Genomic DNA, 13,832 nt, shown 5'->3' with positions numbered 1-13,832 from the left:
CGTGATGCTAACCCCGCCCGTTATGTCCTGTCTCCGAGGACGGCTGCCGGATCACACCGCGGTTTCGGCTCGCCGGTCGAGCTTGACCACCACGCCGAGGGCCAGCAGGGCGACCGCCGCGCCGCCGGTCATGGTGATCGCCATCGCCGGGCCGTCGTTGCCGAGGACGCCGACCAGCGGCGCGATCAGCGCCCCGAGGCCGAACTGCCCGGCACCGAGCAGCGCGGCGGCGGTCCCGGCGGCCTCGCCGTGCCGGGACAGCGCGAGCGCCGGGGCGTTCGGCAGCACGAAGCCCATCGCGCCCAGCACCAGCCACAGCGGCACGATGAACCCGTACAGCCCGCCGGTTCCGGTGGTGGTCAGCGCCGTCAGCACCAGGCCTGCGGCGGTCGCGGCCACCAGCGCGCCGGTGACGATCTGCTTCGGTGTGTACCGGTTGAGCAGCACGACGTTGAACTGCGACGCCCCGATGAGCGCCACCGCGCCGATGCCGAAGACCAGCCCGAACGCCTGCTGGTTGAGGCCGAACTGCTCCTGCAGCACGAACGACGAACCGGAGATGTAGGAGAACAGCGCCGACATCGCCAGCGCCGCCACGATCGCCAGCAGCACGAAGTCGCGGTCGGTGAGCAGCGTCCGGTAGGTGCGCAGCACCGGCCGGAACTCCGCGACCTGGCGGCGCTCCGGCGGCAGCGTCTCCTTCAGCGCGAAGATGGCGACGACCAGCAGGCCCGCGCCGATGATCGCCAGCGCGCCGAACACGCCGCGCCACGATCCGGCCAGCAGGATGGCGCCGCCCAGCGTCGGCGCGAGGATCGGTGCCACGCCCATCACCAGCATCAGGCGGGACATCGCGGTGGCGGCGGTCCGCCCGCTGAACAGGTCGCGCACGACGGCCAGCGCGACGACCATCGTGGCGGCCGCACCGACGCCCTGGAGCGCGCGCAGGACGCCCAGCACCGCGACGTTCGGCGCGATGAGGCAGGCCACCGACGCCACGATGTGCACCGCGGTGCCCGCGATCAGCGGGATCCGCCGGCCGACGATGTCGGAGAACGGGCCGATCAGCAGCTGGCCGAAGCCGAGTCCGAGCAGCGTGCCGGTGAGGGTCAGCTGCACGGTGGACGCGGAGGCCTGCAGGTCGTTGCCGATCGCCGGCAGCGCCGGCAGGTACATGTCGATGGTCAGGGGTCCGAGGGCGATCAGCGCCCCCAGCACGAGGATTACCCGGAATCGGTCGAATCCGGTCGGCTCTTCGGTCACCGGTTGCGCACGGTGTGCCTCCGGTGGGCTCTGCACCGCAACGTTGTCCATCGTTACCTTTCGAATTCACCACGGGAAGATTTGTGGAATCTGACGCGGGCTTCAGCGACCGGGTGGATCTTTTTGTTCCCGGTGTCGCGGCGAATTCGCTGTGATGCGGGCTACATCGGTCGTGATTGGGCTGGAACTCTTTGAGCTGCGCCGGATTTCGACCGATTTAAGTTAACGTCGCTAAATATCCATTGTGGACTGAAATACTGTTGGGAAAAATGTCAAATGAATTTCCAGGGGCGAAACGGTGCCGCAACACCGGTTCGCTCCGGCGGCGATTTCGCGCGAAATCGACAATCCTCTCGTGCGCGGGCCACCGATTTCGCGCGAAATCGCCCTTGCGGCGCGCGGGCACTAGGCGGCGGCTCGCCCGCCGGCGGCGATGAGGTCCCGCCGCTCGCGCTCGCCCAGGCCGCCCCAGACTCCGTAGGGTTCGCGGGCCTTCAGCGCGTGGGCGCGGCACTGCCACATGACCGGGCACTTCCGGCAGATGCTCTTCGCCCGGCGTTCGCGGTTGTCGCGGGCGCTGCCGCGTTCGTTCTCCGGGTGGAAGAACCGGCTTGTGCTGGCGTCGCGGCAGGCCGCCTGGAGCTGCCAGCGCCAGGTTTCGCTGACCGGTTTGGGCAACCGAGCTGTTGCGGCCACTGCTACCACCTCCGGTGATCTCGCTTTCGCCGACGCCCAGTCGATCTACCCGCCGCGGCGCCCCGCTACACGTGTCGCCGGGAAACGCGGCCGGGTTGATCGAGAAAGACTCACCTGTCCGGTCGCGTACCCGGCCAACGGGTCGGGTGTCCACAGCGGACGGTGCTCGTCCTCGATCCGGCCGCCCCACTACCGGTCGGGGGTACTCTCTAGGCCGGACCGGCGGCGATGGGAGCGGCGATGCACGGATACACCGGAGACAAGGACAACTACCTGAAGCGCTTGGCGCGCATCGAGGGACAGGTCCGCGGGTTGGCCCGGATGATCGAGGAGGACAAGTACTGCATCGACATCCTGACCCAGATCTCCGCGGCCACCAAGGGCCTGCAGGCGGTGTCGCTGCGGCTGCTGGACGAGCACCTCAAGCACTGCGTCGCCGAGGCGCTGGCCGAGGGCGGGAAGAACGCCGACGAGAAGGTGCGCGAGGCGAGCGAGGCGATCGCGCGGCTGGTCAAGTCCTGACCCGCGCCGCCGCCGCGCCGAAGCCGAGTGGTTGGTGAGGGGCACCCGCGACCTGGTCGCGGGTGCCCCTCGCTTCGGGCGGTCAGCCCTGGGGGAGCAGGCCTTGCATGGTGTCGATCTCGGCTTGCTGGCTGTCGATGATCTGCTGCGCCATCTGCTTCGCGGCCGGGAACTGGCCGCTGCCGAGCTCGGTGCGCGCCATGGCGACCGCGCCCTCGTGGTGCTTGATCATCAGCGTCAGGAACTGCCGGTCGAACTCCGCGCCGCGGGCCTGTTCGAGCTGCTGCATCTCGGTGCCCGACATCATGCCGCCCATGTCGCCGTGGCCCATGGCGCCGTGGTCCATGCCGGGCATGGACGCCGGGGCGCCCCAGTCGCGCAGCCAGCCGGTGAGCGTCTGGATCTCCGGGCCTTGCGCGGCTTCGATCTGCCGGGCCAGGTTCTTGACCTCCTCGGACTGCGCCCGCTCCGGAGCCAGCCGGGACATCTCGATCGCCTGCTCGTGGTGCGGGATCATGCCCTGCGCGAAGGTGACGTCGGCCGCGTTGTTCGCCGCCTGCGGGTTGGCCCCGGGCTGGGTGGCGCTGGTCGGCGCCCCGTGGCCGGGCATGTTGTTCATGTCGTCACCGCCGCCGCAGCCGGCCAGGACGGCCGCCGCCGCGACCGCGCCGATGGCAGCGGTGAGCACGCGCGTGCGCTTCATGGTGTTGTCCTCGTCTTTCGTGAGCTGAGAAAGGCGTGCGGAAGCAGGCCACGGTGATCCGTGGCCGCTCAGCTGCCGATCAGCGCCGAAGCACGCACAACACCGCTAACCGCCGAGGTACCGGAGTGGGCGGCCGGAAGCGGGTGAACGCCGTTATCGCGAGCGGCTTCGGAGTCTCTGCCGAGGCGCTGGCGATGCGGCGCAGAAGGGGGAGGAGGAGCGCGATGAACCCGGCGGCGATCGCCAGGCACAGGTGCAGCAGGCCGTGATCCGGCGCTGCGGGCGGTTCGTTGTGCTCGGCCGGCATCGCGGTGTGCATGGCTACCGCGGCGGGCGGATGGGGCTGGTGGTGTTGCGCGGGCACGTGGTGCATCAGCACCACACCGAGCGCGAGGACTATCAACAGTCCCCAACGCACGAGCCTCGAACGCGCCTGCACGACACCAACCATACCGGGGCTGGGTTTCAGGACCTGACGAGCCGGGCGATCGCGTCGCTGGCCTCGCGGATCTTCTCGTCGGCCTGCTCGCCGCCCTCGGCCACCGCTTCGGACACGCAGTGCTGGAGGTGCTCGTCCAGCAGCCCGAGGGCCACCGCCTGCAGGGCCTTGGTGGTCGCCGAGACCTGGGTCAGCACGTCGATGCAGTACTCGTCGTTGTCGATCATCCGGGCCAGGCCGCGCACCTGGCCCTCGATGCGGCGCAGTCGCTTGGCGTAGTCGTCCTTGTTCTGCGTGTAGCCGTGCATCGCGACCTCCTCGGGGTACTCGGCGATACCTCCGTTATACCCCCAGGGGGTAGCGCTGGCAAGGTGGCCTCAGAGGAAGCCGTCCGTCCTGACCGGCTCCTTCGCCGACTCCGGGTCGCGGCGCTCGGTGCGCCGCAGCCACAGCACCCCGCCGAGCTGCACCAGCGTGGCGGCGCCGGTCAGCACCGCCGCGATGACCGCGAACGACGGCCAGTCGTAGATGAAGCCCAGCACCACGGCGGCGACGAAGAACAGTGCCGTGCGCACCAGCAGCACAGTGAGCCGACTCTTGTTGATCACTCCGGGGTCCCTTCCTGCAGATGCTCGCCCCTGCGAGTGTAGGCGGCGCGAACGGCCCGGCCGTGCCCTGCGCTAGATCAAGAAGGGCTCGCCGGTCCCGATGAAGATCGGCGAGGAGCGCACAATGTGCGGGTGTTCGGCAGCGTCGCGCGCGGCCAGGACGACATGACCAGTGATATCGACCTGCTCGTCGATCTGGAGGACGGGGTCGGTCTGGTGTCGCTGGCAGGACTGCAGAGGGAGCTCGCGGAGTTGCTCGGCGTGGACGTGGATGTGGTGCCGGCTTCATCGCTGAAATCAGCGATTCGCCACGAGGTCCTCGCGGAGGCGATCGAACTGTGAGCCGCCGAACGACAAACGCCTCGAAGACATCCTGGCAGCTGCGGCCGCCATCGCCGATCACCCTCGCCGAGGCGGCCTGGATGACGGTCTTGTGTTCGATGCCGTCCGGATCCGCTTGATTGAGATCGGCGAAGCGGTCAAGGCGATCGATTCCGATCTGCTGAAGCGCGAACCCGGTATTCCGTGGGCCGATGTGGCCGGTATGCGGAACCACCTTGCCCACCGCTACTTCGACACCGCCCACGCGATCCTGCGGTCGACGATCGAGGAAGATCTGCCGCCCCTGGTAGCAGCCGTTGATCGGCTTCTCACTCATGTCAAGGCGCGGGGACCGTCCTGGGTGAGGCTCCAGGCCGCGAGTCAGCGGCTCGATCTTGACCGTTGGGAATCCCCACCCGGCGGTTGCGCCTCCCGCTACCGTGGTCGGGGATATTCGGTCAGGCCGGGGGTGGGCATTGGTTGTGTTTCCGCGGATTCCGCGGGAGATGTTCGTTTTCACCACCACCGAACGCGCCGACCTGCATACCGCCGCGCTTTATGCGTTCGGCGACGCCAACGAACGGTTGGAAACCGCGCTGACCTTCGACGATGTGCACTCCCGGCTGCGATCGGTCGGCTGGTTTGAGCCGGTTTCCGACGAGGAACTCGATACGACGCTGTCCCGGCTGCGGCAGTGGGGCCTGGTCGACGTGGTGCAGAACCACGCCGCGCACTACACCACAGCTGAGGACTACGAGCGCAAGAACCTCCAGTACCTGCTCACCAAACGCGGTGAGGCGGCGTACGAAGGCGTGCAGCACGCGCTGTCCGTGCTTGCTTCGAGCGGAGCGTTGCAGACTGCTGTGCTGGATGCGATCGCCGAGCGGCTCGGCGAGTTGCACAGCCTCATGGGCGCGGAGGTCGCGTCGGACCGTCGCATCTACACCACGCTGATGGAGCTCGAAGGCCATCTCGACGCGCTACGCACCAACACCAAGCAGTTCAACAGCGAACTGCAGCGGCTGCTGCGTGCGGATCAGCCGGACCTGACGACCTTCCAGGAGGTCAAGCGGGCCACCGTTGGCTACCTGCAGGAGTTCGTGACGAACCTGGACCAGCGGCGCCACACCATACGCGAGGCGGTCGGCCTGGTTGAGGAGCTGGGCGTCGACGCGCTGCACCGGCGCGCGGTGGCGGGCGCCGAGCTGCCGAAGCTGGGCGCCTCGGATCCCGAAGTGGAATGGTTGCGGCACCGCGCCGCGAAGTGGGCCGGGCTGCGTGGCTGGTTCCGGCCCGTGGATGGTGCCGCGCCGCGGGTGGATGAACTGCAGGACATCGCGCGGCGCGCGATCGTGCAGCTGCTGCGCGCACTGGACCGGATGAGCGATGTGCGCCGCCGGTCCACCAGCGCGACCGCCGATTTCCGCGCGCTGGCGAGATGGTTCGCCGCCAGCGGCAGCGAAGACGAGGCGCACCGGTTGTTCAACGCCGCATTCGGGATGTGGCCAGCCAGGCACGCGCACCTCGCGCACGACGACGGCGAGCTGATCTCCAGCGGCGAAAGCTGGGCACAGGCGCCCCCGGTGCCGGTCTCGCCGTTGCTGCGCAGCAGCGGCCGCACCGAGAGGATCGCTCGCACCGGCCAGGTCCGCGACGTCGAAGAGGTGCGTCGGCTCCGGCGTGAGCAGGCCTGGCAGGAGCGCGCCGAGCTGGAGGCCGCCTGGCGGCAGCTGGCGACCCCGGGCCCGATGCGGCTGTCCGGCATCGGTGAGCTGGACCACGACAGCTTCCACCGGCTGCTGGAGCTGATCGGCCGTGCCCTGGCCGCCCGCGAGGACAGCACCGGCGTGCGGCGGGCGATGACCTCCGACGGGCGGGTGGAGATCCTGCTGCGCGGCCCGCATGACGCGGCCACCGCCACGGTGCGCACGCCGCGCGGGGTGTTCAACGGGCCGGACTTCGTCGTCGACATTCGCACCACCGGCTCGCGGTCGCCGGCCGAGGAGGCGCAGTGAGCAACCTCAGCAACCAGCTCGTCAAGCAGGAAACCGAGGAAGTCGCCCGAGGTATCCGCCTGCTGCTGGCCAAACCGCTGCTCACCGCCGCCGACGACGAGGACGGCTTCGACCTGGTGCGGCGGCGGCGCGATCCGATCGCGAAGTGGTTCGACTACTACTGCGGCTGGCGGGCGCACATCGAGCCCCGGCTCGGCTATGCGCGGCTCGGCAAGGTCACCGACCTCCCGGACCCGAGCCGCCCGGCCCGCAGGTTGCGCTCCTCGCGGGCGCCGTTCGACCGCCGCCGCTACACGCTGTTGTGCGTCGCCGCCGCAGAACTGCTGGCCGCCCCGGTGACCACGATCGGGCTGCTCGCGGACCGGATAGTGCAGGCCACCGCCGCGGAACCGGAGCTGCCGACCTTCGACCCCACCCGCCGCGACGAGCGATCGGCCTATGTGGACTCGCTGAAGTGGCTGGAGCGCCGCAGCGCGATCCGCCCGGTGGACGGCAGCACCGAGAGCTACCTGGACCACGCCGATGCCAAGGTGCTGTACCAGATCGATACCACGCTGCTGGTGCGGTTGTTGGCCGCGCCAGTGCCGCCGTCCAGATTGGACGAACCGGAAATTGCCGCACTGCTGGTCGAAAGCCGCTACGGCGACGCGGCGGACCCAGACGCAGCCGTGTCGGAAAACCAGCGCAACCTGTGGCTGCGGCATTCGATCATGCGGCGCCTGATCGACGATCCGGTGGTGTACCGCGCGGACCTGACCCCGGCGCAGCTCGGCTACCTCGCCTCGCCGACCGGCCGGCGGATCATCGCCCGCGGCGTCCAACAGGCGGGCTGCGTGCTGGAGGAACGCTCCGACGGTTACCTGGTGATCGACCCGGATGCGATCGCGACTGACACGAAGTTCCCGGACGACGGCTCGCACCCCAAGATCGCGGCGCTGCTGGTGCTGGACAAGCTCAACGAGGCCGGGGACTGGCTGCCGGCCGGCGAACTGGGACTTGCCGCCGCCGAACTGCTCGACCGGTTTCGCTCCTGGGGCAAGGCATATCGCTCCGACGGTGGCGCCCAGCGGCTCGCCCATGACGCGGTGGAGATCCTCCGCGCCTTCGGCCTGGCCGAGCGGCGTGCCGACGGAGCCGTTCGCACGCTACCGGCAGCGGCCCGCTACGCCGTCGAGCGCATCCGGACCGACGAAGCAGGACACCGATGACCGTCACCGAACTCAACCCCGAGCGAAACCACCAGCAGCGCTGGCGGCCGACCCGCGCCGGGATCGTCAACATCTGGCGCTACTACGGGGAAACCTTCGAGTTCCACCAGGGGCGGCTGCTGCTGCGCGGCCCCAACGGCACCGGCAAGTCCAAAGCGCTCGAACTGCTGCTGCCGTACCTGTTCGACGCCAGCCTGCGGCCGCACCGGCTGTCCACCTTCGGCAGCGGCGACCGGACGATGCACTGGAACCTGATGGGAGAGGGCAACACCGGCAGCACCAGGGTCGGCTACGTGTGGCTGGAATTCGGCCGCGTCGTCGACGGCGAACAGACCTGGTTCGGCTGCGGTGCCCGGCTGCAGGCCACCGCCAACACCAAGAACGTGACGCCCACGTACTTCACCACCACGCGGCGCATCGGCTTGCCAGGCGGCGTGCGACTGGTCAACGACGCCGGCAGGCCGCTGATCAAGAACGATCTTGTGGCCGAGATCGGCGATAACGGCGAGGTGTACAGCTCGCCGGCCGACTACCGGCGCGCGATCCGGCAGACGCTGTTTCCCGGCGTGAACGAACAGCGCTATGACGCACTGATCACCGCGCTGCTGCAGCTGCGCACGCCGAAGCTGTCGGAGCGGCTCGACCCCGGTGTGCTGTCCACGCTGCTGTCCAAGGCCCTGCCGCCGCTGGACCACACCGACATCGCCGAAATCGCCGAAGGATTCGAACGACTCGACCGGCAACGCGAAGAACTCAAGGCCCTCGACGACGAAGTAACCGAGGCCGGAAAACTCGCCGCCAGGCAGAAGACCTACGCCCAGCGCGTCCTGCGGTCCACGGCGGCCGGGCTGATCACCGCCACGTCACAGATGTCCGAGGTCACCCGCAAGGCCCGGGAGAGCCGCGAAGAACACACCAAGGCACAGGCCGAACTCGCGGAGGTGACCGAGCGGGACAAGAGTCTGGCGGAGCAGAAAAACCGCACTGACACCCGCATCGAAGGAATCGTCGACTCGCCCGCCTACCGCGAAGGCAGCCGACTGCCCCAACTGCGGCAGTCGGTCGACGCAGCCGAGCGTCGCGCCGCTGAGGCCGCAAGACACGCGGCGAAGCTGCGTGAGCAGGCCAAGCGGGACGCCGAGCGCGCGGCGGAGCTCGCGCACGAGGCGCAACAGGCGGAGCAGGAGACGGACCGGAGGTCCGGCGACGCCCGGCAAGCCACGGAGCGAGCCGGCATGCCGGCGGTGTTCGACGAGATCGCGCGAAGCGCGGACACCGCGAGCGGCCGGAGGCTGCTGCGAGCCGCCGTGGACAGCAAGGCGGATCAAGTCACGCAGGTGCGGCGCGCAGCGGACGCGCACCGCGCAGAGGTGGAACGCCGTGCCGACGCGGAGCGGTGGGTTGAGGCGACGCGAGAGCAGCTCGCCGCGGCGGAGAGCGACGCGGCAGCGGCGCGGCAGGCGCGGGAGCGGCGATTGGGGGAGCTGGCGGCGGATCTGGTGCGATGGGCGCAGGCGTGTCGGCAGCTGGTGGTGCGTGACCCCGAACGGCTCGCCGAACTGGTCATCGATCGCGCCGTTGTGCTCAGCATCGTTCGCGACGCGGAAACCGTTGTGCGCGAACGATGTTCCATTGCCGAGACCGAGTTGCGCGCCACCCGGGACGGGCTGTTGGCCGAGATCGCCGGGCACGCGGCGGAGCGCGGTGAGCTGGAGCGGCGCGTTGATCGCCCACCGCCCGCTCCGCGCACTCGCGGCATGGACCGGGCGAGCGCGGACGGTGCCCCGCTGTGGCGGCTGCTGGAGTTCCGGGCAGATGTGCCGGATGAGGTGCGCACGGCAGTGGAGGCCGGGCTGGAGGCCGCCGGGGTGCTCGACGCGTGGGTGCTGCCGAAGGGCACGCTCAGCGCCCCCGACCGGGACACCTTCGTCGAGACGCTGTTCTCGGTGTCCGCGCCCGGCCGTTGCCTGGCTGATCTGCTTGTCGTGGACGAGAACTCCCCGGTGAGCACGGATCGGGTGCAGCGGTTGCTGGCCGGGATCGCCTTCGGCGACACCGCACCGAACCATCCCGCCGCCATCGGCGGCGACGGCACCTGGCGGCTGGCCAGCGTGCACGGTCGCTGGCACAAGCCGGAAGCGGAATTCATCGGCGCCGCCGCTCGGGAACGCGCCCGCCGTCGGCGCATCGCGGAGCTGGACGAGCTGATCGAGGTCCTCCAGAGCAGCGTCGACGACGTCGACGGCCGGCTGCGGAGCATCGCGCAACAACGCGAAGCGCTCGCTGCCGAGCTCGTGCGGCGGCCCGGTTTCGACGGAGTCGATGCCGCCGAGGACGAGCTCGCCAAAGCGGAATTGCTTTGTGCGGCCCGCGCCGATGCTGTTTCGGCCGCCGAGCAGGGCCGGCGGTCCCGGGAGACCGAGGCCGCGGCGGCGTGGCACGAACTGACCGGCGAAGCGGCTACGCATGGCTTGCCGACCGGCGAGGACAAGCTCGACGATGTCGACGCCGCGGTGCGGAACCTGCGCGCCGCGGCCGACCTTTGGCTGGACAGCCGCGCGGAATCGAAAACCGCGGTCGAACGGGCGCGGGACGCCAGGCATCGGGCGGACGAATCTTCGGGCAACACTGCGGCTGCACAGGAAACCGCCGACGAGCGCGGCCAGGAAGCTGAGAACGCCGCGATCAAGCTGCGCACCGTCGAGGAATCGGTTGGAACCGAGTTCCGGAAGCTGGACGAAGACCTCGCCGCCCTTCGGGTACAGAGCAAGGAAATCGTCGAGGAACAGCAGCGGTTGCGCAAAGCCGAGCGGCGGCTGGTGGAGCTGATTGGCACGCTGGCCGAACGGCAGCGCGAAGACGAGTCGAGGATGTCGGATGCGACCGAGGCTCGAGACGGCGCGGAGGAGCGGTTCCGCGAACAGGTCGCGGGGAGCCTGCCGGAAGACGCGCGCGTCGAGCTCGACCCCGGGCCGCTCAACGGCAAGCGGTCCGCGCTGGATGCGGCGCGCAAGCTCGCTGAGCAGCTCTCCGGCGTGCTCCACGAGCCGAAGAACGTCCGCGACGCTGAAGGACGGCTTGCCCAGGCCGTGCACGATGCCCAGCCGTTGTTGGCCGGCCGCGCCGATCTGGACCTGGAGCAGGGCGAGGCGATCAGCCTGTTCATCGCGACAGTGGACGGCGTCCGGCACGGCGCGGTGGCGCTGCTGAAGCTGCTGCGGGCCGACCGGGAGCGTACCGCCGAGCAGATCACCACCGATGAGCGGAAGCTGTTCGACCAGACGTTGACCGGGGACACCAGGAGGCACATCGCCGAACGCATCCGGGCCGCCAACGAGCTCGTCGACACGATGAACCACCGGCTGGAACGCGTTCGCACCGCGTCCAATATTCGGGTTCGCCTGGTCTGGCAGGTCGATCCGCAGCTGCCAGCGGGCACCCGCGAGGCGCGCGAGCTGCTGCTGCGCAACCCGGCGACACTGGCGGAGCCGGAACGCGATGCGCTGCACCGGTTCTTCCGCGAGCGCGTGGACGAAGCTCGCTCCGCCGACACCGCTACGGGCTGGGAGCAACAGCTACTCCAGGTGCTGGACTACACGGCCTGGCACCAGTTCGTGGTGAAAGTGGAGCGCGGCCGGGGCGAGGGCTGGCAGCCTGTCACCAAGCGCCTGCACGGCGCTCTCTCCGGCGGGGAGAAGGCGATCGTGCTACACCTGCCGCTGTTCGCGGCGGCTGCCGCGCACTACCAGTCCACGCCGGTCGCGCCACGGCTGATCCTGCTGGACGAGGTGTTCGTCGGGGTCGACAGCACCAACCGCGGACAACTCCTGGAGCTGTTGGTGGGCTTCGACCTGGACCTGGTGCTGACCTCCGACCACGAGTGGTGCGACTACCGGGAGCTGACCGGCATCGCGATCCACCAGCTCGTCACCGGCGCCGACGACGACGCGGTGACGACGGTCCGATTCACCTGGGACGGCCGTGAGTTGCGCGCTGCCGAGGAGCCGCTCGATGCCTGATGCGCGGGCCCGCTACGACATCCCGGAACTCGCGCCGTTGTGGCGTGTGCTGTGGGAACGGTTCTCCTCGGGACGTGCGGTCAGCAGCGTGCGGTTGCGCGGTCTGGATCCGGACCAGTGCGCGGCGCTCGCCGATCTGCTCGGCCTGGACCGGCTGCCGGGAGCGGATGCGTCGGTGTCGGTGCGGGCGTTGGACGAGGTGCTTGGATCAGCCACCGGGTTGACGGCCCGGGATGTCGTCGAACTCGTCGTCGGCCGATTGGAGAACCGGGCGGAAACGCGCCTCGCAGCAACCAACGCCCGGGCCGAGCTCTGGGCGTGGCTCGATGAGCACCCCGTTGTCCGTGTCGAGCCCGCGCTGGCCGGGTGGGCTGCGGGAATCAGGCGCGGTGGCTTGATGGACGGGTCGACGGATCGGACCCGGAAGGTGATCGCGCAAGCATTGTCCGTGCTGGCGGCGTTGCCCTCGGACGGGCGTCCACTGTCCACATTGGCCGGAGATGTGTGCGGTGACACGCATGCGCTCGACGACGGAACCCGGGCGTCCGCACTGGTCCTCAAGGCGTTGGCGGCGATCCACGACGAGGAGCCGCCGCAGAACGCAGAGGAGCGACGAGCGTGCTGGGAGCGCGCGGGAGTGGAATGCGACGCGCTTTCCACCTCGGTGCTCACCGCCGGTTTCCGGCCCAGCGGGACCGATCCGCTCTCGGTCACGCTGCGAACGTGGACCGACGCGGGGCACGCCGCGGTCGTGACGCTGGCCCAGCTCCGCGACTTCGGCCCGCTGAGAGGCGCGACAGTGGTGCACGCGGTGGAGAACCCGGCGATAGTCGCGATGGCGACCGCCCACTTCCGGTCGCAGTGCCCACCGCTGGTCACGACGTCGGGCTGGCCGAACAGCGCTGCCACCCATCTGCTGCGCCAGTTGACCGAATCGGGCGCGCGGGTGCGCTATCACGGCGACTTCGACGGCGAAGGACTCCGCATCGCCGCGCACGTCGTCGCCCGCACCGGTGCGCAAACGTGGGCCATGTCCGCGGCCGACTACCTCGCGGCGGTCCGCCCCGGCCGCCCGGGTCCCGGCAACATCACCGACGCCCCCTGGGACCCGGAGTTGTCAGAAGCCATGCGTGAGCACCGCGCAACGGTATCGGAAGAGCATGTCGCCGAACAGCTCCTGACAGATCTGGCCGCGTTCCGCGGACTGCCCTGCTGACGTTCGCCCCTGCGAGGGTAGGCGGCCGTCGCGAATGCGAAGTCTCCGCGCGGGGCGGGAACCGCCGGGGAACCGGAACCGTCCTTTGCCTTGCGGCCGAGATGCGTGGGGAATTCGGCCGGTTCCACTTTTCCAGGTGTGATCTCGCATGTCGTGAACAGGAGATCGTCATGTCGTTCAGTCGCACGGACAGCTACCAACCACAGGTCGCGCCACCGGTGCTCGGGCCGGAGTACAGCGGCCAGGAATCAGGGGACGGACCGGAACGGCTCTACGTCCCGGTGCAGCAGGTCGCGGCCGACCGCTCCGAGGCGGGAGTGGCGCTGCGCCGACTCCCCGACGGTCGGCTCGCGCTGCTGGTCTACTCCTCGGCCGAGCTGCTCGCCGAATGCTGCGGCGAGCACCAGTCGTGGATCGCCATCCGGACCGGGGACCTGCACGAGGTCCGGCACCGGTGCGCCGCGGACCTCGTCATCTGGGACGCGCCACTGCCCGCCGAGCTCCGGGAACGGAGGGCGGCCTGATGAGCGGATTCACCGCCGACCCGGCCACCTTGGACCAGGTCGCGAACGTGCTGCGGACCAGCGCGGACGCATTGGACACGGCAGGCGCGGCGCCACCGATTCCGCAGGTCGGGGACTGCGGTGAAGCGGTGTGCGCGGCGATGGCGCTGCTGTGCGAGTCCGCCCTCGGGGCTGTGCGCGGGCTCGTCGCCGCGGGGGAGCAGGTCGCGCACAGCGGCGTCGAGTACGTGGGGATCGATCAGGGTCAGTTCGTCGACGAGCGGCCCTGACCGGCCGGAACGGAAGGGAGGTCGGCGAA

General features: G+C 69.7%; 14 protein-coding genes and 1 pseudogene. 9 read left to right on the top strand and 6 right to left on the bottom strand.

The window, feature by feature from the left end; genetic code table 11:
- Nucleotides 1-51: 51 nt before the first annotated feature.
- On the bottom strand, nucleotides 52-1,314 hold the full coding sequence (locus AB0I53_RS04775) for a multidrug effflux MFS transporter (protein WP_358596468.1): 1,263 nt from the start codon (nucleotides 1,312-1,314) through the stop codon (nucleotides 52-54).
- A 354-nt stretch (nucleotides 1,315-1,668) separates the two neighbouring features.
- On the bottom strand, nucleotides 1,669-1,959 hold the full coding sequence (locus AB0I53_RS04770) for a WhiB family transcriptional regulator (protein WP_358596465.1): 291 nt from the start codon (nucleotides 1,957-1,959) through the stop codon (nucleotides 1,669-1,671).
- Between the two features lie 240 nt (nucleotides 1,960-2,199).
- Between AB0I53_RS04770 and AB0I53_RS04765 the strand changes: the two genes are divergently transcribed.
- Nucleotides 2,200-2,481, top strand: a complete 282-nt coding sequence (locus tag AB0I53_RS04765) for a metal-sensitive transcriptional regulator (RefSeq protein WP_358596462.1) — start codon at nucleotides 2,200-2,202, stop codon at nucleotides 2,479-2,481.
- 82 nt (nucleotides 2,482-2,563) lie between these two features.
- On the opposite strand, the gene AB0I53_RS04760 is transcribed toward AB0I53_RS04765, so the two are convergent.
- From AB0I53_RS04760 to AB0I53_RS04745, 4 genes are all read right to left on the bottom strand, one after another.
- A complete protein-coding gene (locus AB0I53_RS04760; protein ID WP_358596459.1) occupies nucleotides 2,564-3,184 on the bottom strand; it encodes a DUF305 domain-containing protein in 621 nt (206 codons plus the stop codon).
- Nucleotides 3,185-3,263: 79 nt separating this feature from the next.
- Nucleotides 3,264-3,623: a hypothetical protein gene (locus AB0I53_RS04755; RefSeq protein WP_358596456.1), complete on the bottom strand. Its 360-nt coding sequence runs from the start codon at nucleotides 3,621-3,623 to the stop codon at nucleotides 3,264-3,266.
- A 26-nt stretch (nucleotides 3,624-3,649) separates the two neighbouring features.
- Nucleotides 3,650-3,931, bottom strand: a complete 282-nt coding sequence (locus AB0I53_RS04750) for a metal-sensitive transcriptional regulator (RefSeq protein WP_358596453.1) — start codon at nucleotides 3,929-3,931, stop codon at nucleotides 3,650-3,652.
- 69 nt (nucleotides 3,932-4,000) lie between these two features.
- The gene (locus tag AB0I53_RS04745) at nucleotides 4,001-4,231 is read right to left on the bottom strand and encodes a hypothetical protein (RefSeq protein ID WP_358596450.1); all 231 of its coding nucleotides are present in this window, start codon (nucleotides 4,229-4,231) and stop codon (nucleotides 4,001-4,003) included.
- Between the two features lie 126 nt (nucleotides 4,232-4,357).
- Between AB0I53_RS04745 and AB0I53_RS04740 the strand changes: the two genes are divergently transcribed.
- The 8 genes and pseudogenes from AB0I53_RS04740 to AB0I53_RS04705 all read left to right on the top strand — a co-directional run bounded on the left by AB0I53_RS04740 (nucleotide 4,358) and on the right by AB0I53_RS04705 (nucleotide 13,803).
- Complete coding sequence (locus AB0I53_RS04740; protein ID WP_358596447.1) at nucleotides 4,358-4,573, top strand: nucleotidyltransferase domain-containing protein; 216 nt, start codon at nucleotides 4,358-4,360, stop codon at nucleotides 4,571-4,573.
- 28 nt (nucleotides 4,574-4,601) lie between these two features.
- Nucleotides 4,602-4,865: pseudogene (locus AB0I53_RS04735) on the top strand (HepT-like ribonuclease domain-containing protein); the annotation flags it as partial.
- Nucleotides 4,866-5,058: 193 nt separating this feature from the next.
- Complete coding sequence (locus tag AB0I53_RS04730; RefSeq protein ID WP_358596444.1) at nucleotides 5,059-6,567, top strand: TIGR02677 family protein; 1,509 nt, start codon at nucleotides 5,059-5,061, stop codon at nucleotides 6,565-6,567.
- Nucleotides 6,564-7,775 (top strand): TIGR02678 family protein, encoded by a 1,212-nt coding sequence (locus tag AB0I53_RS04725; protein ID WP_358596441.1) that lies wholly within the window; start codon nucleotides 6,564-6,566, stop codon nucleotides 7,773-7,775. Before AB0I53_RS04730 ends, AB0I53_RS04725 begins: the two co-directional genes overlap by 4 nt.
- The gene (locus tag AB0I53_RS04720) at nucleotides 7,772-11,794 is read left to right on the top strand and encodes a TIGR02680 family protein (RefSeq protein ID WP_358596438.1); all 4,023 of its coding nucleotides are present in this window, start codon (nucleotides 7,772-7,774) and stop codon (nucleotides 11,792-11,794) included. Before AB0I53_RS04725 ends, AB0I53_RS04720 begins: the two co-directional genes overlap by 4 nt.
- Nucleotides 11,787-13,010: a TIGR02679 family protein gene (locus tag AB0I53_RS04715; RefSeq protein ID WP_358596435.1), complete on the top strand. Its 1,224-nt coding sequence runs from the start codon at nucleotides 11,787-11,789 to the stop codon at nucleotides 13,008-13,010. The genes AB0I53_RS04720 and AB0I53_RS04715 overlap by 8 nt, the downstream gene beginning before the upstream one ends.
- 170 nt (nucleotides 13,011-13,180) lie before the next feature.
- Nucleotides 13,181-13,534 (top strand): SAV_915 family protein, encoded by a 354-nt coding sequence (locus tag AB0I53_RS04710; protein WP_358596432.1) that lies wholly within the window; start codon nucleotides 13,181-13,183, stop codon nucleotides 13,532-13,534.
- Entirely contained in the window at nucleotides 13,534-13,803 is a 270-nt protein-coding gene (locus AB0I53_RS04705) for a hypothetical protein (RefSeq protein WP_358596429.1), read from the top strand. The genes AB0I53_RS04710 and AB0I53_RS04705 overlap by 1 nt, the downstream gene beginning before the upstream one ends.
- Nucleotides 13,804-13,832 lie beyond the last annotated feature (29 nt).

It is taken from the genome of Saccharopolyspora sp. NPDC050389, assembly GCF_040655595.1.
Taxonomy (GTDB): Bacteria; Actinomycetota; Actinomycetes; order Mycobacteriales; family Pseudonocardiaceae; genus Saccharopolyspora.
This window is presented reverse-complemented; position numbering and strand designations above follow the sequence as displayed.

Coding starts and splice junctions, on each gene's coding strand:
- AB0I53_RS04775 (WP_358596468.1), bottom strand. CDS start 1,314: ATGGACAACGTTGCGGTGCAGAGCCCACCGGAGGCACACCGTGCGCAA.
- AB0I53_RS04765 (WP_358596462.1), top strand. CDS start 2,200: ATGCACGGATACACCGGAGACAAGGACAACTACCTGAAGCGCTTGGCG.
- AB0I53_RS04760 (WP_358596459.1), bottom strand. CDS start 3,184: ATGAAGCGCACGCGCGTGCTCACCGCTGCCATCGGCGCGGTCGCGGCG.
- AB0I53_RS04750 (WP_358596453.1), bottom strand. CDS start 3,931: ATGCACGGCTACACGCAGAACAAGGACGACTACGCCAAGCGACTGCGC.
- AB0I53_RS04730 (WP_358596444.1), top strand. CDS start 5,059: ATGTTCGTTTTCACCACCACCGAACGCGCCGACCTGCATACCGCCGCG.
- AB0I53_RS04720 (WP_358596438.1), top strand. CDS start 7,772: ATGACCGTCACCGAACTCAACCCCGAGCGAAACCACCAGCAGCGCTGG.
- AB0I53_RS04715 (WP_358596435.1), top strand. CDS start 11,787: ATGCCTGATGCGCGGGCCCGCTACGACATCCCGGAACTCGCGCCGTTG.
- AB0I53_RS04710 (WP_358596432.1), top strand. CDS start 13,181: ATGTCGTTCAGTCGCACGGACAGCTACCAACCACAGGTCGCGCCACCG.
- AB0I53_RS04705 (WP_358596429.1), top strand. CDS start 13,534: ATGAGCGGATTCACCGCCGACCCGGCCACCTTGGACCAGGTCGCGAAC.